Origin of the sequence: Luteolibacter sp. Populi (assembly GCF_040801775.1) — a bacterium.
Taxonomy (GTDB): Bacteria; Verrucomicrobiota; Verrucomicrobiia; order Verrucomicrobiales; family Akkermansiaceae; genus Haloferula.
In genome coordinates, this window is the sequence record NZ_CP161812.1 from 5,870,861 (window position 1) to 5,894,974 (window position 24,114).

General features: G+C 63.9%; 19 protein-coding genes and 2 tRNA genes. 11 read left to right on the plus strand and 10 right to left on the minus strand.

Annotated features, from left to right (window positions below; genetic code table 11):
- The first annotated feature begins 71 nt into the window (after positions 1–71).
- A tRNA-Ala gene (locus tag ABWK72_RS23865) sits at positions 72–144 on the plus strand.
- Between the two features lie 40 nt (positions 145–184).
- Here ABWK72_RS23865 and ABWK72_RS23870 read toward each other — a convergent pair.
- The 4 genes from ABWK72_RS23870 to ABWK72_RS23885 form a co-directional block, all read right to left on the minus strand.
- Positions 185–1,096 (minus strand): PleD family two-component system response regulator, encoded by a 912-nt coding sequence (locus ABWK72_RS23870; protein ID WP_367872085.1) that lies wholly within the window; start codon positions 1,094–1,096, stop codon positions 185–187.
- A complete protein-coding gene (locus ABWK72_RS23875; protein ID WP_367872086.1) occupies positions 1,093–4,059 on the minus strand; it encodes a response regulator in 2,967 nt (988 codons plus the stop codon). Before ABWK72_RS23875 ends, ABWK72_RS23870 begins: the two co-directional genes overlap by 4 nt.
- The gene (locus ABWK72_RS23880; RefSeq protein ID WP_367872087.1) at positions 4,056–6,812 is read right to left on the minus strand and encodes a PAS domain S-box protein; all 2,757 of its coding nucleotides are present in this window, start codon (positions 6,810–6,812) and stop codon (positions 4,056–4,058) included. Before ABWK72_RS23880 ends, ABWK72_RS23875 begins: the two co-directional genes overlap by 4 nt.
- A gap of 318 nt (positions 6,813–7,130) precedes the next feature.
- A complete protein-coding gene (locus ABWK72_RS23885; RefSeq protein WP_367872088.1) occupies positions 7,131–7,568 on the minus strand; it encodes a DUF2383 domain-containing protein in 438 nt (145 codons plus the stop codon).
- A gap of 284 nt (positions 7,569–7,852) precedes the next feature.
- Between ABWK72_RS23885 and ABWK72_RS23890 the strand changes: the two genes are divergently transcribed.
- A complete protein-coding gene (locus ABWK72_RS23890) occupies positions 7,853–8,740 on the plus strand; it encodes an SDR family oxidoreductase (RefSeq protein WP_367872089.1) in 888 nt (295 codons plus the stop codon).
- On the opposite strand, the gene ABWK72_RS23895 is transcribed toward ABWK72_RS23890, so the two are convergent.
- Positions 8,737–9,162: a BLUF domain-containing protein gene (locus ABWK72_RS23895; protein ID WP_367872090.1), complete on the minus strand. Its 426-nt coding sequence runs from the start codon at positions 9,160–9,162 to the stop codon at positions 8,737–8,739. The two genes, ABWK72_RS23890 and ABWK72_RS23895, sit on opposite strands and share 4 nt — an antisense overlap.
- A 197-nt stretch (positions 9,163–9,359) precedes the next feature.
- Between ABWK72_RS23895 and kaiC the strand changes: the two genes are divergently transcribed.
- Genes kaiC through ABWK72_RS23915 form a run of 4 tightly spaced genes read left to right on the plus strand, consistent with a single transcriptional unit; the run spans position 9,360 to position 14,261 of the window.
- Positions 9,360–11,099 carry a circadian clock protein KaiC gene (gene kaiC / locus ABWK72_RS23900; protein WP_367872091.1) on the plus strand — a complete coding sequence of 580 codons (1,740 nt, stop codon included), beginning with the start codon at positions 9,360–9,362 and terminating at the stop codon, positions 11,097–11,099.
- The gene (locus tag ABWK72_RS23905) at positions 11,096–11,416 is read left to right on the plus strand and encodes a circadian clock KaiB family protein (protein WP_367872092.1); all 321 of its coding nucleotides are present in this window, start codon (positions 11,096–11,098) and stop codon (positions 11,414–11,416) included. The genes kaiC and ABWK72_RS23905 overlap by 4 nt, the downstream gene beginning before the upstream one ends.
- 9 nt (positions 11,417–11,425) lie before the next feature.
- Positions 11,426–11,782: a circadian clock KaiB family protein gene (locus tag ABWK72_RS23910; RefSeq protein WP_367872093.1), complete on the plus strand. Its 357-nt coding sequence runs from the start codon at positions 11,426–11,428 to the stop codon at positions 11,780–11,782.
- Between the two features lie 7 nt (positions 11,783–11,789).
- Positions 11,790–14,261, plus strand: coding sequence for a PAS domain-containing protein (locus ABWK72_RS23915; RefSeq protein WP_367872094.1), 2,472 nt, complete (start codon positions 11,790–11,792; stop codon positions 14,259–14,261).
- Positions 14,262–14,605: 344 nt separating this feature from the next.
- Here ABWK72_RS23915 and ABWK72_RS23920 read toward each other — a convergent pair whose 3' ends face one another.
- Positions 14,606–14,932, minus strand: a complete 327-nt coding sequence (locus tag ABWK72_RS23920) for a hypothetical protein (protein WP_367872095.1) — start codon at positions 14,930–14,932, stop codon at positions 14,606–14,608.
- A gap of 170 nt (positions 14,933–15,102) precedes the next feature.
- On the opposite strand from ABWK72_RS23920, the gene ABWK72_RS23925 reads away from it, so the two are divergent.
- The 3 genes from ABWK72_RS23925 (at position 15,103) to ABWK72_RS23935 (ending at position 16,023) form a co-directional block, all read left to right on the plus strand.
- Positions 15,103–15,184, plus strand: a tRNA-Leu gene (locus tag ABWK72_RS23925).
- A gap of 17 nt (positions 15,185–15,201) precedes the next feature.
- On the plus strand, positions 15,202–15,408 hold the full coding sequence (locus tag ABWK72_RS23930; protein WP_367872096.1) for a DUF2267 domain-containing protein: 207 nt from the start codon (positions 15,202–15,204) through the stop codon (positions 15,406–15,408).
- Positions 15,409–15,561: 153 nt separating this feature from the next.
- A complete protein-coding gene (locus ABWK72_RS23935) occupies positions 15,562–16,023 on the plus strand; it encodes a hypothetical protein (protein WP_367872097.1) in 462 nt (153 codons plus the stop codon).
- A 140-nt stretch (positions 16,024–16,163) separates the two neighbouring features.
- Here the strand turns inward: ABWK72_RS23935 and ABWK72_RS23940 are convergent, their stop codons facing one another.
- The 4 genes from ABWK72_RS23940 to ABWK72_RS23955 form a co-directional block, all read right to left on the minus strand.
- The gene (locus tag ABWK72_RS23940) at positions 16,164–17,447 is read right to left on the minus strand and encodes a Tm-1-like ATP-binding domain-containing protein (protein WP_367872098.1); all 1,284 of its coding nucleotides are present in this window, start codon (positions 17,445–17,447) and stop codon (positions 16,164–16,166) included.
- A 107-nt stretch (positions 17,448–17,554) separates the two neighbouring features.
- Entirely contained in the window at positions 17,555–18,424 is an 870-nt protein-coding gene (locus tag ABWK72_RS23945; RefSeq protein WP_367872099.1) for a phosphoenolpyruvate hydrolase family protein, read from the minus strand.
- A 227-nt stretch (positions 18,425–18,651) separates the two neighbouring features.
- Positions 18,652–19,080, minus strand: a complete 429-nt coding sequence (locus ABWK72_RS23950; RefSeq protein WP_367872100.1) for a hypothetical protein — start codon at positions 19,078–19,080, stop codon at positions 18,652–18,654.
- Between the two features lie 142 nt (positions 19,081–19,222).
- Positions 19,223–21,283 (minus strand): sodium-translocating pyrophosphatase, encoded by a 2,061-nt coding sequence (locus tag ABWK72_RS23955; RefSeq protein WP_367872101.1) that lies wholly within the window; start codon positions 21,281–21,283, stop codon positions 19,223–19,225.
- Between the two features lie 185 nt (positions 21,284–21,468).
- Here ABWK72_RS23955 and ABWK72_RS23960 point away from each other — a divergent pair, with 185 nt between their 5' ends.
- Together ABWK72_RS23960 and ABWK72_RS23965 are read left to right on the plus strand one after the other, a co-directional pair.
- A complete protein-coding gene (locus ABWK72_RS23960) occupies positions 21,469–22,518 on the plus strand; it encodes a hypothetical protein (RefSeq protein ID WP_367872102.1) in 1,050 nt (349 codons plus the stop codon).
- Positions 22,519–22,522: 4 nt separating this feature from the next.
- A complete protein-coding gene (locus ABWK72_RS23965; protein WP_367872103.1) occupies positions 22,523–23,905 on the plus strand; it encodes a TonB-dependent receptor in 1,383 nt (460 codons plus the stop codon).
- Positions 23,906–24,114: the final 209 nt, after the last annotated feature.

A 24,114-nucleotide genomic window follows, 5' to 3' on the forward strand; every position in this document is an offset into this window, starting at 1 on the left:
CACGGCGGTGGTTCAAATTGCCCTTGATTCCGGCGCTGGCTCCTGTAAGGCGTTGGCCCTGCCGAGGGAAAGGGGCATTAGCTCAGTTGGTAGAGCGCGTCGTTCGCAATGACGAGGTCAGGAGTTCGAATCTCCTATGCTCCACTTTTCCGGATGGCTGCGGATCGGGACGAGACCGACTGCCCTAGCTGCCTCCGCCGGTAAGCTGCGTTGCCCTCGCCACCAGATCGTCGGGGCTGAAGGGCTTGGTCAGATAAGCGACAGCCCCGCTCCCGAGTGCGCTCGCCTTCATCGAATCATCGATCTCGGAGGTGAGCATGATTACAGGAACCTTGGTCAGGCCGGGTATTTGGTGCCAGAGTTTGAGCACCTCGAATCCATCGAGCTCCGGCATCCTGCCGTCCAGCACCAGGAGGTCGGGCGGCTCGGATTTGGCCATATCGAGGGCTTGCTGGCCATTGTTGGCGGCTCTCACGATAAACCCGGCCTGTTTCAGGAAGAAAGTGAGCACGCCCTGGATCACCCGGTCATCATCGGCGATCAGGATATGGGCCGGCTGCCGCCCTCCCGGGCTGCGGGGAGGGGGAGGCCCGGCTGAAACCGCCGCGGCCGGCGGCGCAGGAGTTGCCGGCTTTTTCTCGCGCTCCTGCGGTGGCAAGGGAGGAGGTCCGGCGGCGGCACGCGTGGGTGTTCCGACTGAGGCAGGAACCGGTAGGTTCGCATCGCCATGTGCCGTCACTTTAAGGGCGGTCTCCACGAGGGAGGCGGGGCTGCAATCGCCCTTGTTGAAAAAGTAGGTCGCGCCTGCCTGCCAAGCGGCTTGGACCACGCCCGAGAAGTAAGACAGATTGGAGACGACGATGACCGGTAGCCCGCGCAGCTTTTCACGCGAACGGATGAAGCGCAGGACCCCGAGGCCGTCGATCTCCGGCAGCATCAGATCGAGCAGCACCACGTCGGGCGGGCGAAGCACGAGTTCTTCAATCGCCGCATGGCCATCGGTGGCGATGCTGACCGTGAAGCCCGCTTCCTCGAATTTTCGGCGGCAGACATTGGCCAGGAACTGGTCGTCGTCGGTGATAAGGATATGTTTCATGAGTTTGATGGAGATGCCGGTGGAAGGTCGGCGAGATGGCTGACAAGAAAGCGGCGGATCCGGTTGAGCTGGCGGACCGCGTCCTGATAGGACTCCTGGACTGCGTCGAATTGTGCCGCCTTGCCGAGTTGCTCCAGCCGCCGCAGGGGCGGAACGATCGCCTCCATGCCGCACGAGTTGCTGGAGCCGCAGAGCTTGTGGGCGAGGTCGCGGATGCCGTCGGCCGAGCGGCCCTCGATGGCGAGAACCATCGAACAGAGGATCTCCTCGGCTTGCTCCAGATAATCGTGGACGATCTGGCGGAACATCTCCGTGTCGTGGCCGGTGACCTCGAGCAGGCGCTCAAGGTTGACCGGGGCGGCGGGGGCGCTCGAAAGATCGGCGGGCGGGGACGGGCTGGCGGAAGTGCCCGGCGGCTTGCACTCTTGCAAGGCGCGGCCCAGGTCCGCGGCGCGCACCGGCTTGCTGAGGAAGGCGTCCATTCCCGCTTCAAGGCATCGCTCGCGGTCCCCCTGCATGGCATTCGCCGTCATCGCGATGATCCGCACCGGATGGGGATAGCTACGGCGGATCTCGCGGGTGGCGGCGAAGCCGTCCATGACCGGCATCTGGCAATCCATCAGGATCACGTCGTAGGGGATTCTCCCGAGCATCTCGAGAGCCTCGGCGCCGTCGCCCGCAAGATCGGCCTCGTAGCCGAGATTCCGGAGTTGGAGAAGGGCCACCTTTTGGTTCACGGGATTGTCCTCCGCCAGGAGGATCCGCAGCGGCAGCGCCGGTCCGGGTTTCTCCCTCGCGGGTTCCGGCGCGGCGACCTCCTCCGTCCGGACCTGCGGCAGCGGGCGGTAGAACAAGGCGCACAAGGCCTCGTGCAAACGCGCTTGCTTGATCGGCTTGACGAGATGTCCCTCCACGCCTGCCGCAGCGAGTTCGCGATCGGCGAAATGATCGCCCAGCGAGCTGAGGATGATCAGACGGGTAGGGGCGATCGCCGGCTCCGACTTGATCAGGCGGGCCAGCGTCAGCCCGTCCATGCCGGGCATCTGCATGTCGACGATGGCCAGGGAAAAGGGATCCGCTCCGGAACTCTCGCGGCGGAGCAAGCCGAGGGCCTCATCCCCGCTTGCCACGCCGCAGGGCCGCATCTGGAGATTGGAAAGCTGGAGTTGGAGAATCTTGAGGTTGGTCGCGTTGTCGTCCACCACCAGCACGCGGAGGTTCGGCGGACAATCGAGGCTGCGGGGAAGCTGCCGCGGCGGGGCGGCATGCTTGCTGAAAGCGAGGTTGAACCAGAACGTCGAGCTTTGCCCCGGCTCGCTGTCGACACCGATCTCGCCCCCCTGTGCCTCGACAATCTGGCGGCAGATGCTGAGGCCGAGGCCGGTGCCGCCATACTTGCGGGTTTCGGATCCGTCGGCTTGCACGAAGGGTTCGAAGATCCGCTGGCGGAGTTCTTCCGCGATGCCGATTCCCGTGTCGCGGACCTCGAAGCGCAGGCGTGCCGCGGTTTCGGTTTCTTCAAGCAAGGTGACCATGAGGGCCACCTCTCCGCGGGCGGTGAACTTCACGGCATTCCCGAGGATGTTCATCAGCACCTGGCGGAGGCGGCCGGCATCGCCCCGCAGGTGGCAAGGCACGCCCTCGTGGATGTGGACGGCGAGTTCGAGGCCCTTGTTCCGGGCGACGCCGCCGACGATGTCCAAGGTGCCCTCGACGACATCTCCCAGATCGAACTCGAGCAATTCGAAGTTGAGCATTCCGGATTCGATCTTCGAGGAATCCAGGATGTCGTTGATCAGGTTCAGCAATGAGTCGGCGCTGGTGCGGACGGTATCGACGTAGTCGCGCTGGTCGCGGTCGAGATTGGTATGAAGGAGGAGTTCCGCCATGCCGATGACCCCGTTCATCGGCGTGCGGATCTCATGGCTCATATTCGCGAGAAAGCGGCCCTTCATCCGGACGGATTCGAGTGCGGCATCGCGCGCGGCCGAAAGCTCCGCGAGGATATGCTTGCGGATGGTGATGTCGCGGGCGGAGGCGCAGAGCAGTTCCTTGCCGTCGAAGGTGAAGAGTGCGGCGGTGAATTCGATCGGAATCTCGGAGCCATCCTTCGCCCGATGCCGGGCCTCGAAGGTCCGGTGGCGGGCGGCCTGCAAGGACTCCCAGAAGGCTGGCCAAGCGTCTCCGCCGATCTCCGGAACGATGTCGGAGACGCTGAGCTCCTGAAGTTCCCGCGTGGAGTAGCCCAAGGTTTTGCAGGTCGCGGCATTGGCATAAACCAGGCGCGAATCGGGTGCCGCCCAGAACATCGCCTCGGGAGCGTTATCCACGGAGAACTGGGTGAAGCGGAGCGCTTCCTCACTGCGACGCCGCTCGGCGACCTCCTCCTCCAGGCGCTTGTTGGTCGTCTCAAGCTGGGAGGTCCGCTCGCGGACCGCCAGCTCGAGCGACTCGGCATGGCGGCGCGTTTGCTGCTGCAGGGACCACTTGCTCGTGAGCGCGTGGGCGCACTGGACGACTTCGATCATGTCGAAGGGTTTCTTGAGAATGAGAAGACGGTCGGTGTGGCCCAGGCGTCCGATCATCTCCTCCCACGAGTAGTCCGAATAAGCGGTGCAAATCACGACCTGCAGCTCCGGATCGATTTTCCACAAACGGGAGGTCGTCTCGATGCCATCCAGACCGGGCGGCATGCGGACATCCATGAAGACGACCGAATAGCGCCGGCCTGCGCAGGTGGCGGCCGCCGCCATTTCCACGGCCTCGAGACCTTGGGATGCGAAGTCCAAGTCGAAGGTGACCTTGGTCGGCTCGGGCGCAGGCGTTCCAAAGAAGGCGGCATCGTCCTCCTCGAAGCCGTCGCCGACCGGATCGCCACCGAGGATCTTCCGGAAGTCCTCGTGGATCCCCTGGTTATCATCCACCACGAGGATCCGGTAGGAAGCGGGGTGCGGAGCGTTCATGGCTTGGGTTCGGGGTTCGCGCGGGGACCGAGCGGCAGCTCCAGGGTGAACGTCGCGCCTGCCCCGGGGCCGGCGCTGTGGACCGCCAAGGATCCGCCCATTTCCCGGGCTGCCAGGGCCCCGCTGTGGAGGCCGAAGCCGTGGCCTTCGGGCTTCGTGGTATAACCGTGCGCGAAAATGCGGGTCATGTTTTCACGCGCGATGCCGACGCCGTTGTCGATGACGGCCACGCGAACGCGATCGTCGCCGTTGGTGACCCGCACGGTCACCTGCTTGTCGGCCCGGCCCGACTCGTCGCAGGACTGTTTCGCGTTGCGGATCAGATTCACCAGGATTTGCACCGCCTTGTGTTTCTCCACGGTGATCTCCGGTGCCTCGCCGTAGTCGCGGGTCACATGCACCTGGTGGCGCAGGAGGGCATCGACGTTCATGCGGAGGCTATCGTCCACCAGGTCCGTCACCCTGACGGTCTCCGTAACGCCGGAACCCTTGGCGTGGTTCTGCTGCATCGCGACGACGTTCTTGATGTGGTCGATGTTCTTGCCGAGCAATTGGAGTTCCCCGATGACTTCCGATTGCTCTTCCGAGAGCCGCGCGGCCAGCTTCCCGAGGAAATCCGGCAGCTTCTTACCCTGCGGGTCGCTGGTGAAAAACGCCGCCAGGTCGCCCGAGTGTTCGTGCAGCAGATCGGCGGCCTTTGCCACGCTGCCGACGCGCGACTTGCGCACCTTGGCAGCGACCAGCGAGCAGGAGACGTTCACGCTGTTGAGTACGTTGCCGACGTTGTGCAGCACGCTGGTGGCTACCTCCGCCATGCCCGCGCGGCGCGAAGCTTCCAGCAGCTCCTTGTGCATCGTGCCGAGCTTGGTTTCGGCCTCCTTGCGCTTGGTGATGTCCTGGATCTGGGAGATGAAATGCATGGGTTGATCCCGGCCATCCCGGACCAGGGAAACGCTCAAGAGCACCCACACCACGCGGCCTTCCTTATGGAGATATCTCTTCTCCATCTGATAGGAAGGAGCTTCGTTCGCGAGGATCTGCCGCATATGACCGACATCGGCATCCAGATCGTCGGGATGGGTGATGTCCTGAAAGGTTTTGACGTAGAGCTCTTGCGGGGCGTAGCCGATGAGTTGGCAGAGCGCGCGGTTGGCCTTGAGCCAGTGGCCGTCCGGCGAGACCAGGGCCATGCCGATGGACGCGTGCTCGAAGGCGCTGGAGAAGCGCCGCTCGCTGCTTTGGAGTTCTTGTTCGGCGCGTCCGCGTTCGGCCATTTCGCGTTGCAATTCCAAGTTGGCCCCGGCGAGCTGCTGTGACCGCGTGATCGCCCCTTGGGCCAGATACACCGATAAACCTAGTAGCGCGGATGCCAGCACTCCCAGGATCACGACCGCCTCGATGTAGTGGGAGCGTTGCGCCGCGAGCAGTTCCTTCCCCGGCCAGATCCGCGCGACCCAGGCCGACCCGTGGATTCCGACCGGAACTTCCGCCACCGCCTGCTCCGGCGAGGGCTGTGCCCCCTCCGGGCGCTGGTAAAAATCTTCACCGCCCGCGGAGAGGGTGATGGCGTAGCCTGCTGCCAGATCCTTTCCCAGCGTGGCATCCAGGAACTCCGGCAAGCGGATGATCTTCACGATCAGCCCCTCGAAGCGTTCCTGGCGATAAATCGGCATCGAAGCCAAGAGTCCCGTGCCGCCGTGCAGGAAGTCCATCGGGCGGGTGAACCGTGGCTCACGCCCGTCGCGGGTCATTTCGAAGGACTTCCGTTGCTCCTCGCCCGCCTCCTCATTGCCTCTCGCCAGGATGATGCCTGCCTGCGGAACCACCCACTGGACCCGTAGCTCCGGATCAACCCAGGCGATGCCTGCGTCACCCTCGGAATCGCCGATGTGGGCGATTGCATCGGCTTCCCACGCTTCGCGCGTTGGCTGGCCGGAGTATTCCCAACGCCGGGCCATGTGCCTGAGCGAATGCATCTCCGAGCCCAAGCGCGCCAGGATCTCGTTCTTGACGCTGACGGCATTTGCTTGGGCTGCCTGCTGCATTTCCTCCTGCTCGCGCACGGTGAGCGCGTGCCATAACAGGATGGTTGCACAGAGGGCTGCCAGACTGGTGGAAACCGGTAGCCAGCGCGGTGAGCGGTTCGCAGTGGCCAACTCCTCCCGCCAAGCGATGACGAAGATCCCCAAGCCCAGTGCAAGGAATCCGAAGGCCGTGTGCAAAGCCATGCGGCTGAGCAATCCCCATCCGTACGTACCTGTTAGGCCGGTGACGTAGCCGAGAATGGCGATCGAACTCAAGGCGATGACCAATGAACTCAGCAGGCCGCTCGCCAAGCGCCCCTTTCCCCGCAGGTGGAAGGAACCCGCCGCGATCAGGGCCAAGCCCGACAGTGAGAATATCAGCGCGGCGACCGGTGACATCCTTCCGGGATGGGATGTCTGGGTGAAGATGTAGGTGCGGAATAGCAACTGGTCGATCCCGAGGTCGCTATCGAATGCGTATTCAGCCAGCGTGAGCAAACCCACGAGCGCGACGATGCTTCCCAAGGCCAAGGCCACGCGGCGGGCCCTCAAGGCGATCGCCAGTACCCCCCCGCCTGCCCCTAGGAAGCAGAGCGCGGTGTTGTACTTCATGGGTGCGAAGTCCGGGTGCAATTGGATCAGCGCCGGCAGGCGGGCATGCCAGCCGACGATCACGGTCAGGCCGAGCGCCATGACCATCATCCCGATGACCAGTGGCACGGAGGTCATCCATCCGCCCGAGGCACCGCGGGACGGGGCGCGGTCATCCATCGGCTCCTCCTTTCTGAACGCCCCTGACGATCCGCTGCGTGAGGCGTTTATCCGCGGATTTGTTATCGGAGGGCGTGGGTCTGGCGTTGCGAATGGGATTAATGGTGATGTGGGTTTCCAAGCTCATGCAGTTCGGGCAAATCCCCGCGCAACATTGTAAAGCTCAGTAAACCATCAACTCCTTGGACTTGCGACTTTCTTCTGGAAATCTGCAATCTTTGCAGGCTTGGGGACGCCTTGGGCGAAATGAATCGCCCAAGGCGTCCAACGCTTCCCTCACTTGTTTCGCAAACGCCCCAAGGTGGCGATGTGCTCGGACAACGCTGGCAGGAGGTCACCGCGGATCACGGTCTTGATCTCCTCCATCACGTCGGCATTGCGCAGGGCGTTCTCGTATTCGTCGATGCCGTGTTCCTCACCTTGTTCCAAGGCGGCCAGGGCCGGGGATTCTCCGAGAACTTTGGCGCTGCCTTCCACCGCCTTGGCGAAGCTGCCCCAGGCACCGGAATCGGTCGCCGCGGTCGCGCCCATGTCGGCGAGGTGATCCCGCAGGCGGTCGGCGCTGCGTTCATGGTCGTCGCGGATGGCCTCCAGTGCGCGGCGTTCCGGATCGCCGTCGAATTTGGCGATGGCTTGGGTGTAGGTTTCGATCGCGGAGAGTTCGCCGCGCAGGAGGCTGTTGCAGACTTCGATGCATTCGTCGGTGGCATTCATGATCTTGTGTCGGGTTGTGTCCGGCGTCGTGCCGGACCCATCTTCCAGCAAGCGGAGTGCCCGGGCGGAAGCGTCGCGGTATTCAAGGTTAGAGGGCGCAAGCCGGTGCAAGCTGCGCGATCCCGCTTGGCAATCTGCATAGGGATGCCGGAGCGCCAGCGCCGGTCCATTGCAGACCCGTCGGGCGGACTGAAGTCCGCGCTCCCGGGCCCGACCGGCGTAGCGGGCACCCTTCTCCCGGCACCATGTGTGCATGGCCCGCGGATTGCGATGGCGGAGGAGCCATGGGAAACAAATCGAAGGAAGAATCCGAAGAGCATCCGCAGCGCCCGGCGCAGCATCAGGACCGGCAGCCGGGGCGCGAGAGCGAGATGAAGCCAGCCCCCCGATACGAGAACCCGGATCTTCTGGGCAGCGGCCGACTTGCAGGGCGGGTGGCTCTTGTCACCGGCGGCGACTCCGGGATCGGCAGGGCGGTGGCAGTGGCTTTCGCCCGGGAGGGAGCGGACCTTGCCATCGTCTATCTGGAGGAAGATGAGGATGCCCGCGAGACTGCCGCGCTGATTGAAGCCAAGGGCAGCCGCTGCCTGTTGCATCGCTGCGACATCGGCTCGAAGGCCGCTTGCGAGGATGCGGTGACCGCGGCAGTAGAGGCTTTCGGCAAGCTCGACATCCTGGTGAACAACGCCGCGGAACAACACCCGCAGAAGTCGATCCGCGATATCTCCCAAGAGCAGTTGGAAGAGACCTTCCGCACCAATATCTTCGCGATGTTCTACCTCAGCGCCGCGGCGCTGCCGCACCTGAAGCAATCCCCGGATGCTGGCATCATCAACACGAGCTCCGTGACGGCCTACCGCGGGAGCCCGAAACTGCTCGACTACTCCGCGACCAAGGGTGCCATCGTCGCCTTCACCCGCTCGCTGGCCGGGCAACTGGCCGAGGACAAGATCCGCGTGAACGCAGTGGCCCCCGGGCCGATCTGGACACCGCTGATTCCTGCCACTTTCCCGGCGGACGAGGTCGCCAGCTTCGGTTCGGACAGCCCGCTGGGTAGGGCGGGGGAGCCATGGGAATGCGCGGAGTGCTACGTCTTCCTGGCCAGCGCCGCGGCGAACTACATGACCGGCCAAGTCCTCCACCCGAATGGCGGGGAGATCATCAATGGCTAGGCGGTCGCCGAGGTGAAAGCCCGCAGGAAGCCGCGGATGGTCTCCGAGTGCTGCGAGAAATCGAGGTGCGCCCAAGGGCTGTGCAGGAACCACTGGAGATCGGGCGCGATGGTTGCCGGGTCCTCGTCCAGATCGCGGAAGGACATCGTCCAGTCCGCGAAATCGCGTTGGTCGATCGGCTCCTCGATTACAGGGATCACCCGGCGATGGCGGGGGTCGTGACGGATTTTCTCGAAGAGTTCGCGGACGGGAATCTCTTCACCCTCGATCACCTGCGAGAAATTGCCGTCCTTGTAGAGGAGGATGCCGGTGATGCCGACCCGCGCATTGTGGTCGCGGGACTGCTTGAGGAGTTGCTCGAGTTCCACACGGGTGAAGCGGACGGTCTCACCGCTGAAGTAGGCTATTCGGAAGAGGCTCACGCGGGGCGTCGGAGGGAATTCGGCGGGACCAAATTCCCGCAAGCTCCCAACGTTGCAAAAAGTCATGTATTGGTCAAACCAAGCGGATTAGTTTCAAGGATTTGCGGCGAATCCAAAAAAACGCGAAGGTCGTGAATTCGATTACAATCAGGACTTGGCATCCGGCGGATCGGGTCCACGGTGGGCACCGTTAGATCATGCCCCCACGCACACCATCTACCCAAGCTGTTGGAATTCCCAAGGCCCGCACCGGCATTCAGGGTCTGGACGAGATCACTTCCGGCGGCCTGCCCGCCGGGCGTCCGACCCTGATATCCGGCAGTCCCGGGGCCGGGAAGACGATGCTGGCGATGGAGTTCCTAGTGCGCGGCGCGACCGAATTCGGCGAACCGGGCGTGTTCGTGATGTTCGAGGAGAATTCCGAAGAGCTGACGGACAACGTCCGTTCGATGGGCTTCGATCTCAAGAAGCTGGTCGCACAGAAGAAGCTGATCCTCGATCACGTCCACATCGAGCGCAGCGAGATCGAGGAGACCGGCGAATATGACCTGGAGGGCCTCTTCATCCGCCTCGGCCATGCGATCGATAGCATCGGCGCGAAACGGATCGTGCTGGATACTCTGGAAGCTTTGTTCTCCGGCCTGCCGAGCCACGCGATCTTGCGGGCGGAATTGCGGCGGCTGTTCCGCTGGCTGAAGGACCGTGGGATTACGGCGGTGATCACCGGCGAGACCGGTAAGAATTCGCTGACCCGCTACGGGCTGGAGGAATACGTGGCGGACTGCGTGATCACGCTGGACCACCGGGTGACCGGCCAGATCTCCACGCGGCGGCTGCGGGTGGTGAAGTACCGCGGCTCCGAGCACGGGACCAACGAGTATCCTTTCCTGATCGGTTCGCGCGGGATTTCCGTGCTGCCGATCACCTCGCTGACGCTCAACCATGCCGCCCCGGCGGAACGGATCCCCACGGGAATCGTCGGGCTGGATGAAATGCTCGGCGGCCGGGGCGTTTTCCGCGGCTCCAGTGTGCTGGTCTCGGGCTCGCCCGGCACCGGCAAAAGCAGCATTGCCGCCAGCTTCGTTAATGCGGCCTGCAAGCGCGGCGAGCGCGCGATCCTCTTCGCCTACGAGGAGTCCGCGGACCAGATCCTGCGCAACATGCGCTCGATCGGCCTCGACCTTGCACCTTGGGTGAAGAAGGGCCTGTTGCAAATTCATTCCTCGCGACCGACGCTACAGGGGCTGGAGCAGCATTTGGTGGCGATGCACGACTTGATCGCTGAATTCAAGCCGGCGGTGGTCGGGGTGGACCCGATCAGCAACCTTACCCTCGAGCGCGACGGGGAAGATGTGAAACCGACCCTGATGCGACTGATCGACTATCTCAAGAAGCACCAGATCACGGCCATTTTCAGCAGCCTGACCACCGGCAGCCCGGAGAGTTCCCCGGAGGATTCGCAGGTCGGCGTCTCCTCGCTGATGGACGTGTGGCTGCTGCTGCGGAACCACGAGATGAACGGTGAGCGCAACCGGACGATCTACGTCTTGAAGGCGCGCGGCATGTCCCACTCGAACCAGATCCGCGAGTTCGTCCTCAATGATGACGGCATCACCATGATGGACGTCTACCTGGGTCCGGACGGGGTGTTGACCGGAGCCTCGCGGGTAGCCCAGGAGGCTAAGGAGTTCGCCGAGGGCAAGCGGCGGATGCAGGACCACGAGCGGAAGATGCGGCAACTGGCGACCAAGCGGAAGATGATCGAGTCCCAGATCATGGCTCTGCAGGCGGAATTAGAATCGGAGGCGTCCGAGGTCGAGTTCTCGATTGCGGAAGAAGCTGCCCGGCTTGAGAGTGCAACCCAGAATAGCGACACCATGGCCCGCAAGCGCGGTCATGCGAAAACCGCCGAACCTGCGAAGAAAGGAAAGCGATGAAGGAATCCACAATCTCTCCGAAGCCCGCGCGCGGGACCGTGCCTACCTATCAACTGCGCCTTTATGTGGCCGGGCAGACCGAGAAGTCGGTGACCGCCTTCGAGAACCTGAAGCGGATCTGCGAAACCCACATGGCCGGGCAGTATAAGATCGAATTGATCGACTTGCTCAAGACGCCGCAACTCGCCGCGGGCGACCAGATCCTGGCAGTGCCGACCCTGGTACGGCGGCTACCGGAGCCGATCAAGAAAATCATCGGGGATCTCTCCAATGAGGAACGGGTGCTGGTGGGCCTCGACTTCAAGCCGGTGAAGTAGGAGCCGCCCATGATCGGTCCTCCGCCACCCGATGATAGCCACAAGCCGATGGAAGCCGCGCTTGCGCGGAAGGCCGGTGAGACCTTCGTATTGCGGCTCTACGTGATCGGTACTACCGAGCAATCGACCCGGGCGATCGTGAATGTCCGGCGCTTTTGCACGGAGCATCTGGCTGGCCGGCACCGGCTGGAGATCATCAACCTGCGCGAGCATCCGGAGTTGGCAGCGAAGGACCAGATTATCGCCGCGCCGACCTTGGTGAAACTGAAGCCGGCACCGTTGCGACGCTTCATCGGCGATGTCTCGGACACCACGCGCTTGCTTGCCGGACTGGGCTTGGAAGCTCCCACCGAACCTCTCCCCTGATACGCGAATGGCGAGTCACCCGCCCATCGATGAGGCAAGTAGCGCGGAGGCCGCGCTGCGGGCGGAAAACGCGGACCTGCGCTCGCGCCTGGAGGAGGCGGAAGACACATTGCGCGCGATCCGCACCGGCGAGGTGGACGGCCTGATCGTGGACGGGGGACCGGGGCCGCAGGTTTTCATCCTGCAAGGCGCGGATATGGAGTCGAACCGCTTCCGCAGCGACATCCTCTCGAAGGTCAGCGAGGCGGTGGTGGCGCTGGATACCGAATACCGGGTGATCTATTTCAATGCCGCGGCGGAAGAGCAGTACGGGGTGCCGGCCACTGAGGCGCTGGGCCGGCCGATCAAGGACATCTACGAATTCCTGTGGCTACGTCCGGAGGATGAGGCGGCGGCGCATGCCGAGATCAATACGACCGGTCACTGGCGCGGCGAGAACATCCATATCTGCCGCGACGGCCGGCGTTTGCATGTGGAATCCTCCGTGAGCCGGATGATCGACCGCGAGGGCGAACCGGGCGGCCTGCTGGCGGTGATCCGGGATATCACCGGGCGGCGGTATGCGGAGGAAGCGCTGCGATCCTCCGAGGAACGCTACCGCACGCTCTTCAACTCGATCGACGAAGGCTTTTGCGTGGTCGAGGTGCTCTTCGACGAAGCGGGGGAGGCCTATGACTACCGCTTCCTGGAGACCAATCCCTCCTTCAAGACGCAGACCGGCTTGGAGGATGTGATCGGCAAGACTTCGCGCGAGCTGATGCCGGGGCAGGAGGATGAATGGTACCGCATCTATGGTGAGGTGGCTCTCAGCGGCGAGGCGGTGCGCTTCGAGCGGGAAGCGCCATCGATCGGGCGTTGGTACGATCTCTATGCGATGCGGATCGGCGATCCGGAACAGGCTACGGTGGCGGTCGTCTTCAACGACATCACCCGGCGCAAGGAGGCGGAAGATGCGCTGCGGCGGAACGAGGCGCTCTTCGTGAATATCATCCGCCAGGCACCGGGCGGGGTCCACGTGGTGGATAGCCAGCTCTGCACACAGCAAGTAAATGCCGGGGCGCGCTCGATCTTCGCCGCCGCGGAGCCGCTGATCGGCCGGCCGTTGTCCCAGACGATGGAGATCCTCTGGGGGCCGGAGCTCGGCGCAGAGATCACCGCGATTTTCCGACGTACCTTGGAGACGGGAAAGCGCTACGTCTCGCCGCGCTTCACCCACCGGCGCATGGACACCGGTGAGGTGGAATCCTACGACTGGGAGGTCCAGCGACTGACCCTGCCGGGTGGCGGACACGGGGTGGTGTGGTACTTCAAGGACGTGACCGAGCAGCGCAAGCTGGAGGACGCTCTGGTCGAGCAGGCCAAGCAGCTTGAGAAAGCGGACCGCCGCAAGGACGAGTTCCTGGCGATGCTGGCCCACGAGCTGCGCAATCCGCTGGCCCCGCTGCGGAATGCCGCCGCGATCCTGCAGGTGGACGACACCCAGCCGCACGAACGCGCCACGGCCCAGCGCATGATCCGCCGTCAGATCGAGAACATGAGCCGGATGATCGATGACCTGCTCGATGTCTCGCGGATCACCGAAGGCAAGATCGAGCTGCGCAAGCAGACGGTGCTGTTAGAGAGCGTGCTGACTTCCGCGGCGAGTTCGGTGCGTCCCGCTTGTACTGCCCAGGGGCAGGAGCTGACGACCTCGATGCCGCAGCTGCCGGTGTATCTGCACGCGGACCCGACGCGGCTGGAGCAGGTTTTCGGGAATCTGTTAGGCAACGCGGCGAAGTATGCCGGCGCCGGCTGCCATATCTCGTTGAAAGCGGAGCTCGCGCCCGGCGGCGGCGAGGTGCTGGTGCGGGTGGCGGATGACGGTGCTGGCATCGACCCCGAGCTGCTGCCGCGGATCTTCGATCTCTTCGTGCAATCCAGCCGGACGCTGGACCGCGCGCACGGGGGGCTCGGCATCGGCCTGACGATCGTGCAGCGGCTGGTGGCGATGCATGACGGGAGCATCGCGGCGCACAGCGATGGCTTGGGACACGGCTGCGAATTCGCGGTCCGCCTGCCGGTCCATGAGGGTCCGGCCCGCATGGCGACGGCGCCGGTTCCCGAGCGTGTGCCGCGCAAGGGCCTTCGGATGTTGATCGTGGATGACAACCGCGACTCCGCCGAAAGCATGGCGCTCTTGCAGGAATTGTCAGGGCACAAGACCTGTGTGGCCCATGACGGTCCGGCTGCCATCCTGGCCGCTGCGGATTTCCGGCCGGAGGTGGTCTTGCTCGACATCGGCCTGCCCGGGATGGACGGCTACGAGGTGGCCCGCCAGCTCCGCCAGATGCCTTCGCTTGCCGGAGCCTTTCTGGTCGCACTGACAGGCTATGGCAGCAGCGAGGACCGGGATCGCGCCACGAACTCCGGATTTGACGAGCATCTGGTGAAGCCGGCGGATCTCAACCAGCTCCGGCGGTGGCTGGAGGAGCGGGGTTGAGGGGACAATCGTATGGCAGGGACCGCTCTCCGAGCGGTCCGGCGGATCGCGGCGGTCTTCTATGAATCGGGATCGGAGCTAGGCTTTGGGCCGTGCCCAGCCGGACCTTTCGGAGAAGGGTCCCTGCCTTTCTCGGCGGATGCAGAGGCATCTCATATCAAGCACCCCGCTCTCCGATTCATTATCGCGAATCCGCCTCGTCCGGCATCCGCGGGGCGAAGCTCGCCCGCCTGATACGGCGGTCCTCTCCCGGTCAGGCATCCCGGCGGCCGTGGGGCCGGCGGGAAAGGCTATCATGCGATCGCGGCCCGCAGTGGGGGCTGCGGAACGACCGACATTCTAAATCATATCGACGACTTCAACTTCGCGAACTCCGCCTGCATCGCGGCGAGTTGCTTTTCCTTTGCTGCGATCTCCGCGTGCAGGGCCCCGAGCTTGGCGAGAACGCCGCCGACGCCCTTGGCGGAGGTCTTTATCCCGCCGGTGCCATTGGCATGACTGCGCATCCAAGTGGAGATGGTGAGAGCCGAGATGCCGAACTTCTTCACCGCTGCGGTCTGGCCGCCGCGGCCTTGTTTCGAGTTCACGCTTTCGACATAACGGAGGATATCCTCCTTCTCCTTGACGGTATAGCGTCGGGCTTTCGATGAGTTCTTTTTGCGACTGGCCATGGCTTGATGTCTAACACGCATTTCCGAGGACGAAAGCGGCTTTTCCATTTATGATGCGGGGTACGCGACGGCACGTATCGTTTCCCGCAGCGAATGAGTGAAGAGTTCTTCTTGCCAGATTCTGCTTTCCCGCCCGCGGCGTGTTCGCATAGAACTGCGGTCGCAACATTGCCGGGATGGCGGAATTGGTAGACGCACCTGATTTAGGTTCAGGCACCGCAAGGCGTGCAGGTTCGAGTCCTGTTCCCGGTACTAACTAAAAGCCAGCCATGAACGAACTCAAAGAGCGACTCACTGCCCTCGGCCTGAGCCCGGAGCAGGTGGACGGTGCGATCAAAACCGTGGCGGAATTCGTCAAATCGAAGCTCCCTGCCGAATACCAAGGAGCGGTCGACTCCCTTCTGGCCGGGCAAACGCCCGATTTTTCCGCCCTCGGTGGCGGTCTGCTCGACAAGGTCAAGGGCATGTTCGGTTGAGCGGATCTACCGCGGCGCAAATTGCACGCTCCGCGGCCCGTATTTGCACCCCGGGCATGATTCCCCCGGGGGCGAACCAAGCGGTAAACCGCTTGGCCTCAAGGATCGCGGCCATCGCGGGGGCTTGGGCATGCCGTGCGCTGGAGGTGACCCATGAAAACCGTGATCAAACCGGAAGAGGACCCCACCCAGAGCCCGGCCAAAGATCGGGATGCCAATGGCGCCGGAATGGCCTTCGGTGGTGCCGGAGGCGCGATCCTCGGCGGTGTGGTCGGCTCGTTGGCCGGTCCCGGAGGCACGATTGCCGGAGCCCTCGCGGGTGCTGCCGCCGGGGCTGCGGTCGGGAAGCTCGTTGGGGCTGGCGGCTGGGCAGCACACGAGGACTACTGGCGCGACCACTATCGCAGCCAAGCCTTCTACAAGCCGGAGTATGACTTCGGGGACTATGAGAATGCATTCCGTCTGGGCTCAGAAAGGCCGCCGGGGTCCGGGATTTGGAGCGAGGAGCATGAGGCCGCTCTCGCCGCGGATTGGGAGCGCGAGAAAGGCGCTTCCCGGCTCACCTGGGAAGAAGCGCGTCATGCGGCCCGCGCGGCGTGGGAGCGGCTGACGTGAGGGTAGGGATCTTTCTCCGAAAGGTCGGCGGGGGGCGGCCCGATACTCGTTTCGATGCGGCTTCCAATTAGGTCCACGCCATCAGCCGGGCCGCTCGGAGCGCGGTCCCTGCCATTTGCAGGCGGCGACGACCGGTGGGATCAGGAGAGGCCGCTGCTTGAAAAGTGGCCGCCCCCAGCCGGACCGCTCGGAGAGTTGTCCCTGCCATCGGAGGTGCCATTCGCCTGCATGCACTCTAACAGCTTCTCCGCGCAGGCCTTGGCAAAGGCCGGATCATTGATCTTCAAATCGTATTCTTCTACAGATTGGTGCGCGTGGGCGCGGATCGCCGCAAAAAGTGCTTCGTCGGCCGCGGCATCGTGGAAGGGCTGGCCGGGGGCGCTGATGACGCTGATGGCCTTGCAGGGAATCAAGATCGCGGCGGGGGCGGTGTAGGCATTGGTCTTTTCCGCGAGGATCCGGCCGAGTGCCGTGCATTCCTCCGGTGTGGTCCGCATCAGGGTGACCTGCGGATTGTGGATGTAGAAGCGGCGCTCCGAGTATTTTTGGGGGACGGAATTGCGCTCGCCGAAATTCACCATGTCCAGGCAGCCGGGCACGATGACGGCGGGAACCTTCGCCCTGGCCGCGGCGTCGAGTCGATCCGGCCCGGCGCTCAGGACGCCGCCGGCCAGCTCGTCCGCCCATTCGGTGGTGGTGATGTCGAGGACCCCGCCGACCATGCCGCTCTCGATGAGCGCTTCCATCGAGCGCCCTCCCGCGCCGGTCGCGGCGAAGACCAGCACCTCGTAGCCCGCGTCCTCGATGATGCGCTTGGCCTCGGTGACGCAGGCGGTGGTATTGCCGAACATGCTCGCCACCACCAGCGGCTTGGCGGCGGCGGTCTCGATCTCGGCCTGGGCCTCGACCATCCCGCAGATCGCCCCGGCGGCGCGGGTGAAGATCACGCGCGAGAGACGGTTGAGACCTGCCACATCGGCGATGCTCGGCATCATTACGATGTCCTTAGTACCGAGGTAGTGGGCGGTATTGCCACTGGCCAAGGTCGAGACCATCAGCTTCGGGAAGCCGAGCGGCAGTGCGCGCATGGCCGCGGTGGCGATGGCGGTGCCACCACCGCCGCCGAGGGAGATGATGCCGTCGATCCGCTTCTCCGCCGCGAGCCTGGCGATCAGGACCGGTGCCGCCTGCGACATGGCGACCACGCACTCGCCCCGGTCCTGCTTGGCCAACAGGGGCGCGAGGTCCAGTCCCGCGGCGGCGGCGACTTCCTCCCGCGTGACATCCGGGGCGACCACCGGCGGACCACCGCTGCCCACGTCAATCAAGAGTGCAGCATGACCGCGCCGGCGGATGAGGCCGGCGACGAAGGCGTGTTCCTCACCCTTTGAATCCAGCGTGCCGAGAACCGCGATGGTAGCCATGGAACAGCAATGACGAATTTAGAATTTCCGAATGTCGAATGACTTCCTGATGAGCTTTCCAAACGACACTTCATTCGTCATTCGGGAATTCGCCATTCGTCATTCTCCTAGTGTTTCCGCTTCACCGGAATCGCTTTGAACTCCTCGGTCAACTTGGTGAGCGATTGCTCCACCGCCATCCGCTCCAGCGACGAAGCGCCCACGAAGCCGACGGCATCGGTGTGCTCGTTGATGTAGGCGGCGTCTTCCGGCGAATTGATCGGGCCGCCATGGCTGAGGTAGATGATGTCATCGCGCACCGTGCGGCCGGCATCGATGATGAGCTGGGTGCGCTTCGCCGCTTCCGCCAGGGACATGGTTGCATCGACCACGCCGACCGATCCGCCGACCGTCGTGCCGACATGGGCGATGATCACATCCGCGCCGGCCTCGGCCATCGCCTTGGCCTCCTCCGGGGCATCGACATAGACGATGCTGAAGAGATCCATCTTCCGCGCCAGGGCGACCATCTCGAACTCCTTCTTCACGCTCATCCCGGTTTCCTCGAGGATCTGGCGGAATTTGCCATCGATGATGCAGTGGGTGGGGAAGTTGTTCACGCCGCTGAAGCCCATGTCCTTGACCTTGCCAAGCCAGTGCCACATCCGGCGGCGCGGGTCGGTGGCATGGACGCCGCAGATCACCGGGATTTCCTCGACGATCGGCAGGACCTCGTATTCGCCGATCTCCATCGCCACCGCGTTCGCATCGCCATAGGCCATCAGACCGGCGGTCGAGCCGTGGCCGGCCATGCGGAAGCGCCCGGAATTGTAGATGATGATCAGGTCGGCACCGCCTTTCTCGATGAACTTGGCGCTGATGCCGGTGCCGGCGCCGGCCGCGATCACCGGAAGGCCCTTCGAGAGCGTGTCGTGCAGGCGTTCGAGAACTTCGCTGCGGGTGTAGGGATTTCCTTTTCCGGTCCAGGGATTGGGCATGGTCCAGTGTATGACGAATCCTGCGGCAAACGTCTAGCGCCCGCGGCTCCACATCCGTTTATCGCGGAAGCACGCGAGGGAGTGGAAGTTCCAAGTTAAAAGGACCAAGTTCCAAGGAAGGCAGGAAAAGCCTCCGGCCGAGCACCAAGAGGCTGTTCCTTGGCACTTGCACTTCCTACTTGGAACTTCGTCCCCTTGGCACTTGGCCCTTCTTACTTGGAACTTTCCTACCTCAGGTGCGAGGGCTTCTTGAGCAGATCGTAGGGAGTGCCGCAGTACATGCAGCGGAAGCGGTGGAGGAAGAGGATGCCCACGACGGCGGTGCTGCCATAATTCAGCGGCTTCAGGCGGTAGGCTTTCGCATGCTTGGAGGCTCCGGTATCGACCAGCGGTGAGCCCTTGCAGAGCGGGCAGCGGGCGGAGCGGCGCTTGAGATAGGCGATCAGCCAGGTGACGCCGCTGCCGACGGCCGAGATCACCAGCGGCTGCATCGAATCCTGCTTGGGATTGAGGAAGACGATGACCATCGAGGTAATCAAAGCCACTACACAGAGATAGTGGAGCAGGGTGATCAGGACCGCGACGTTGTAGGGCCGCTTGTCGTGGACGGAACGAGAGCGGATATTGGTTTCGGGTGCCAAGGTGCGGAACAGCATCGTTTGAGGAAACCGAACTAAAGCCGACTTTCCCGGGTCCGCAAGGCACTTTGATGGCCCTCTCGCGATGCCCTCATTCAACTTCTGAAAGTCAGGGAGATAGGGAGGTGAAGGCGGCGTGCCCGGCGGGCGGAACTCCTTGTCAGCGTGCCAGCAGAGGGATGATCAGGATCGCCAGGATGTTGACGACCTTGATCATCGGGTTCACGGCCGGGCCGGCGGTGTCCTTGTAGGGATCGCCCACGGTATCGCCGGTCACGGCGGCTTGATGGGCGGGCGAGCCCTTGCCGCCGTGGTGGCCGTCTTCCACGTATTTCTTGGCATTGTCCCAAGCCCCGCCGGACGAGGTCATGGCGATGCCGAGGAAGAGGCCGGTGACGATCGTGCCGACCAGCACGCCGCCGAGAGCGACCGGGCCGAGGGCGGGGATCCAGGCGACCGCGATGACGAAGACCAGCGGCAGCAGCGCCGGCAGGATCATCTTGCGCAGTGCCGCCTTGGTCACGATGTCCACGCAGGTCTTGTAGTCGGGGACCTCGGTGCCGTTGAGGATGCCCGGAAAGGCCTTGATCTGGCGGCGGACCTCCTTGACCACGGCCCCGGCGGCGCTGCCCACGGCATCCATGGCAAGCGCGGTGAAGGGGAAGGGCAGCAGGCCGCCGATGAAGAGACCGATGATGACCCGCGGATCCATCAGGTCGAATTTGAAGTCCTGCTTGAAGACCGCTTTCAGCTCTTCCACGTAGGACCCGAAGAGCACCATCGCGGCGAGACCGGCGGAGGCGATCGCGTAGCCCTTGGTGACGGCCTTCATGGTATTGCCAACCGCGTCGAGTTCGTCGGTCACCTTGCGGACCTCGGCGGGCAGGCCGCTCATCACCGCGATGCCGCCGGCGTTGTCGGTGATCGGGCCGAAGGCATCGAGCGAGATGATGATGCCGGAGAGGCTGAGCATGCTGACCACGGCGATGGCGATGCCGTAGAGGCCGGCCTGATCGTGGCACCACCAGATGGAGGCGGCGATGCACAGCACCGGCAGCACGGTGGCGTGGTGGCCCGTGCTGATGCCGGCGATGATGTTCGTGGCGTGGCCCGTTTCGCAGGATCTCGCGAGGGCCTTGACCGGACCGTGCTTGGTCGAGGTGAAATAGTTGGTGATCGCGACTGCGGCGAAGGTCAGGACAATGCCGACCAGCACGCAATTGTAGAGGGCTGCGGAGCTAACCACCTTGCCGGAGAACTCGAGCCCATCCGGGAAAAGGCCGCCAGTGGCCGGGTGGAGCAGCGCGGCGGAGACCAGACCGCTGACAATCACCCCGCCGATCAGGGCCTTGGTGGCCTCGATGCGGGCGATATTCACGAAGCCGATGCCCAGCAGCGCCCCGATGATCGAAACCCCGCAAATGATGAAGGGGTAAACAATCGCCTGCACGGCATGACCCGCGGCGGTCAGATAGCCGACCAGCACCGCGCCGATCAAGCTGACGGCGTAGGTCTCGAAAACGTCGGCCGCCATGCCCGCGCAGTCGCCGACATTGTCACCCACGTTGTCGGCGATGGTTGCGGGATTGCGCGGATCGTCCTCCTGGAGGTTTTGCTCGATCTTGCCGACGAGGTCCGCTCCGACATCCGCGGCCTTGGTGTAGATGCCGCCGCCGAGCCGGGCGAAAACGCTGATGAGGGAACTGCCGAGGGCGAGACCGACCAGGGAATCGATCGCGATCTTGGTTTCGCCGCTGAGCTGCCGGACCGTGAGGTAGAAGACACCCACCGAAAGCAGGCCGAGCGCGACGACCAGCAGGCCGGTGACCGCGCCGCCATTGAAAGCCACGCGCAGCGCGGGATGGTGACCGATCGAGGCCGCCTGGGCGGTGCGGACATTGGCCCGGACCGCGACCATCATGCCAATGTAGCCGGCCGCCAGCGAGCAGACCGCGCCGATGACGAAACCACCCGCCGTCCACTTGTCCCGCAGCATCAGGATGCCCACGAAGAGCAGCGCCGCCATGATCAGCACCGTGACCAGCTGGCGGTTGAGGTAGGCCTTCGCGCCTGCTTGCACCGCTCCGGCGATTTCCGCCATGCGCTCGTTCCCGCTGGAACAGGCCAGTACGGACCGGATCAACAAAATGGCGGCCCCGAGGCCGAGGGCGCCGAGGACGAGGGAGAGGCGGATCCCCTGGTCGGTCAAAAACTGCTGCACGGAATTGGGTTGGGTTGTGTTAGTATGGACGGTGAATGATCCGTTCTAACTGACAAGCGGAAAGGAAGATACAAAAAGGTTTGACCCGCGCGCGGACCCGGAATTTGTCGGACAAATCCGGGCCCCTCAGCCGCGGCATCCAAATCCTTGCGCGTCGCGATTCCCGCGGCCACTGTCGCCGCGTGGTGGAAATTGCGACATCGGCCAAGCGCTGGAATAGCTTCGTCTGCCCGGCCTGCCGCTTCGTGTTCCGGGTGGCGCGGGATCACGACGGGAGGGGAGTGGTGTGCCCGGGCTGCCGGGGAATGCTGCGCTTGCCGGCCGAGGGCGATCCGCCCGCCCCGCTGGTGATTGAGCGCGGGGAGGCGCATGCGCATGCCCGGGAAGAAGAGCCGGAACCCGCAAGTTCGGGGACCCTGCGCCTGCTGGCGATGGTCAGTTTGCCCGCGCTGCTCCTCCTGGGTCTATTCGCCTGGTGGATCATGCCCCGGGCCTCCGACAAGAGCACGCCGGTGGTGCAAAAGGAACGGGTGGAAACTCCGGCCGAGCCCGGAGCCAAGGAAGCGGTGCTGCCGGCGGAGAATCTGGCCTTGCAGGTCGATTCGCTGACCCAGCATTTCCTGGAGGCCCCGACCGTGGAGGAGCTATTGCGCTGGGTCCGCATCCCGGAGCAGGTGAAACCGGAGATCGCCGCATGGTATGCAGGGAAGACCTACAAGGCCCCCGGCTTCGGCGGCATGGCCGATAGTTACCGCTACATCGTGCAAAACGACCGCGAACTGGTGGTGGTGCCGGTGCGGACGGGCGACTTCGAACTGCGCGACCTGATGCTGGTGCGCGAGGCGGAAGGCTGGCGGGTGGACTGGGAGAGCTGGGCCCCGTGGTCGGACTTGCCTTGGGAGGAGTTCCGGAAGGAACGGCCGACCGAGCCGAAGATCTTCCGCGTGATCGTCTCGCCGGTGAATTACTACAACTTCGGCTTCAAGGACGACCTTCAATGGCGCTCCTACCGGCTTGATTCGCTGGACGGCGAACAGGGAATTTTCGGCTACGCCGAACGTGGAAGCGCCACTGATGTAAGGATCAACTCGCTGCTTGAAGGAGGCTCGAAGAAGCCGATGTTGCTGCGGCTGAAGTTCCCGCCGCAAGCACCGTCGGACAACCAGGTGGAGATCGCGGAACTCGTCTCCGAGAACTGGGTCGATCTCGCCGGCACGCAGCCGCCGCCACCCTGACTCCATGCCTACGACTTTCGACAAAGCCCAGGAACTGAACCTCGACCCCGGGATCTACGGTACCTTCGCCGAGATCGGGGCCGGCCAAGAGACCGCGAACTGGTTTTTCCGCGCTTCCGGCTCCGCGGGGATGGTCGCGAAATCGATCTCCGCCTACGACATGACGATGAGCGACGCCATCTATGGCAAATGCTCGCGTTATGTCTCCCGCGAGCGCCTGCGGCAGATGCTCGACCACGAATTCGGCATCCTGCTGGAGCGGCTGGGACCGAAGCGTGGCGAGAACACGACCTTCTTCTCTTTCTGCAATACGGTCCGCGCCCGCGGCTACCTCGACACCGGCGAGTGCCACGGCTGGCTGGGTATCCGCTTCCAGCTCAAGCCGGGCGACCCGCCTTCGGATATCTTCATCCACGTCCGCCTGCTCGATGGCACGAATGCCGAGCAGATGGAGGCTCTCGGCGCGGTGGGTGTGAATCTCATTCACGCCGCCTTCCGCCACCGTGGGCACCTCGGCCTTTTCGTGACCTCCCTGGTCGAGAACTTGCGGCCCTACCGGGTGGAGGTGGACATGCTGAAATTCCACGGCCACGGCTACGGATTCTTCGACAACCGCCTGTGCTCGCTGGCACTGGTGGAAGCGGGCCTGACCGAGGCCGCCATGTTCCTGCCGGACGGCGAGGTGGTGCAAGCGGCGGAGGCTCTCTACAAGCGGCCCATCCTGCTGCTGCGCGGCAGCTTCGATCCGGTGAGCCTGCTGCACCTGCAGATGCTGGAAAAGGGCCGCGAGGCCTTCGGCGATCGGCTCGAAGCGGGCGAGGGCGAACGCACCCTCGAACTCTGCGAGATGACCATGTTGAACCTGCTCCGTGGCAAGGCCGTGGACCACGTTGATTTCATCGACCGCTGCGACGCGTTGCAGTCGCTCGGCAAGACCGTTCTGGTCTCGCGCTACGCGGAGTTCCACCGCATCGCCGCGTATCTGAGCCGCTACACCGAGCGGCCGGTGGGGATCATCCTGAGCATCGGCTTGCTGAATGAACTCTTCAAAGCGAAGTGGTCGGAGAATCTCGCGGGTGGATTGCTGGAGTCCTTCGGGCGCTTGTTCAAGAACCAGGTGACGCTCTACGTCTACCCTTGGCGCAACCGCAAGACCGGCGAGATGGTCGATGCCAAGAGCTTCATCCCACCCGAGGATTGCCGCAGCCTCTACCGGCATTTCCTGGAGACCGGCCGCGTCCGCTCGGTCCCGGTGGGCAATGAGGACCTGCTGCGCTTCACGGGCCGCGATATCCGCGAGATGATCGGGGAGGGGGACGAGAACTGGAAGAATTTCGTGCCGCAGGTGGCCCACCGCGCGGCGATGCATCTGAGCGCGAATCCGTGAGCGAGGGGACGGCTCGGCTCGTGACTCGCAGCGTCCCGTGATGCCTCAAGGAGAGTTCTGCCGCTGGGAGCGCGGCCTCTGGCCCGCAGAAGCATCCCTTGCTGCCGGGTATCTCACGCGGGGTGTATGGGTAGCGCCGCTGCCTTGCTGCGGACTCTCTTCGCTCTCGTCCCCGCTTGGACCGTTCTGCGGGCCGGTGGCTCCGCGCT

Coding starts and splice junctions, on each gene's coding strand:
- ABWK72_RS23870 (WP_367872085.1), bottom strand. CDS start 1,096: ATGAAACATATCCTTATCACCGACGACGACCAGTTCCTGGCCAATGTC.
- ABWK72_RS23875 (WP_367872086.1), bottom strand. CDS start 4,059: ATGAACGCTCCGCACCCCGCTTCCTACCGGATCCTCGTGGTGGATGAT.
- ABWK72_RS23880 (WP_367872087.1), bottom strand. CDS start 6,812: ATGACCTCCGTGCCACTGGTCATCGGGATGATGGTCATGGCGCTCGGC.
- ABWK72_RS23885 (WP_367872088.1), bottom strand. CDS start 7,568: ATGAATGCCACCGACGAATGCATCGAAGTCTGCAACAGCCTCCTGCGC.
- ABWK72_RS23890 (WP_367872089.1), top strand. CDS start 7,853: ATGGGAAACAAATCGAAGGAAGAATCCGAAGAGCATCCGCAGCGCCCG.
- kaiC (WP_367872091.1), top strand. CDS start 9,360: ATGCCCCCACGCACACCATCTACCCAAGCTGTTGGAATTCCCAAGGCC.
- ABWK72_RS23905 (WP_367872092.1), top strand. CDS start 11,096: ATGAAGGAATCCACAATCTCTCCGAAGCCCGCGCGCGGGACCGTGCCT.
- ABWK72_RS23910 (WP_367872093.1), top strand. CDS start 11,426: ATGATCGGTCCTCCGCCACCCGATGATAGCCACAAGCCGATGGAAGCC.
- ABWK72_RS23915 (WP_367872094.1), top strand. CDS start 11,790: ATGGCGAGTCACCCGCCCATCGATGAGGCAAGTAGCGCGGAGGCCGCG.
- ABWK72_RS23920 (WP_367872095.1), bottom strand. CDS start 14,932: ATGGCCAGTCGCAAAAAGAACTCATCGAAAGCCCGACGCTATACCGTC.
- ABWK72_RS23930 (WP_367872096.1), top strand. CDS start 15,202: ATGAACGAACTCAAAGAGCGACTCACTGCCCTCGGCCTGAGCCCGGAG.
- ABWK72_RS23935 (WP_367872097.1), top strand. CDS start 15,562: ATGAAAACCGTGATCAAACCGGAAGAGGACCCCACCCAGAGCCCGGCC.
- ABWK72_RS23940 (WP_367872098.1), bottom strand. CDS start 17,447: ATGGCTACCATCGCGGTTCTCGGCACGCTGGATTCAAAGGGTGAGGAA.
- ABWK72_RS23945 (WP_367872099.1), bottom strand. CDS start 18,424: ATGCCCAATCCCTGGACCGGAAAAGGAAATCCCTACACCCGCAGCGAA.
- ABWK72_RS23950 (WP_367872100.1), bottom strand. CDS start 19,080: ATGCTGTTCCGCACCTTGGCACCCGAAACCAATATCCGCTCTCGTTCC.
- ABWK72_RS23965 (WP_367872103.1), top strand. CDS start 22,523: ATGCCTACGACTTTCGACAAAGCCCAGGAACTGAACCTCGACCCCGGG.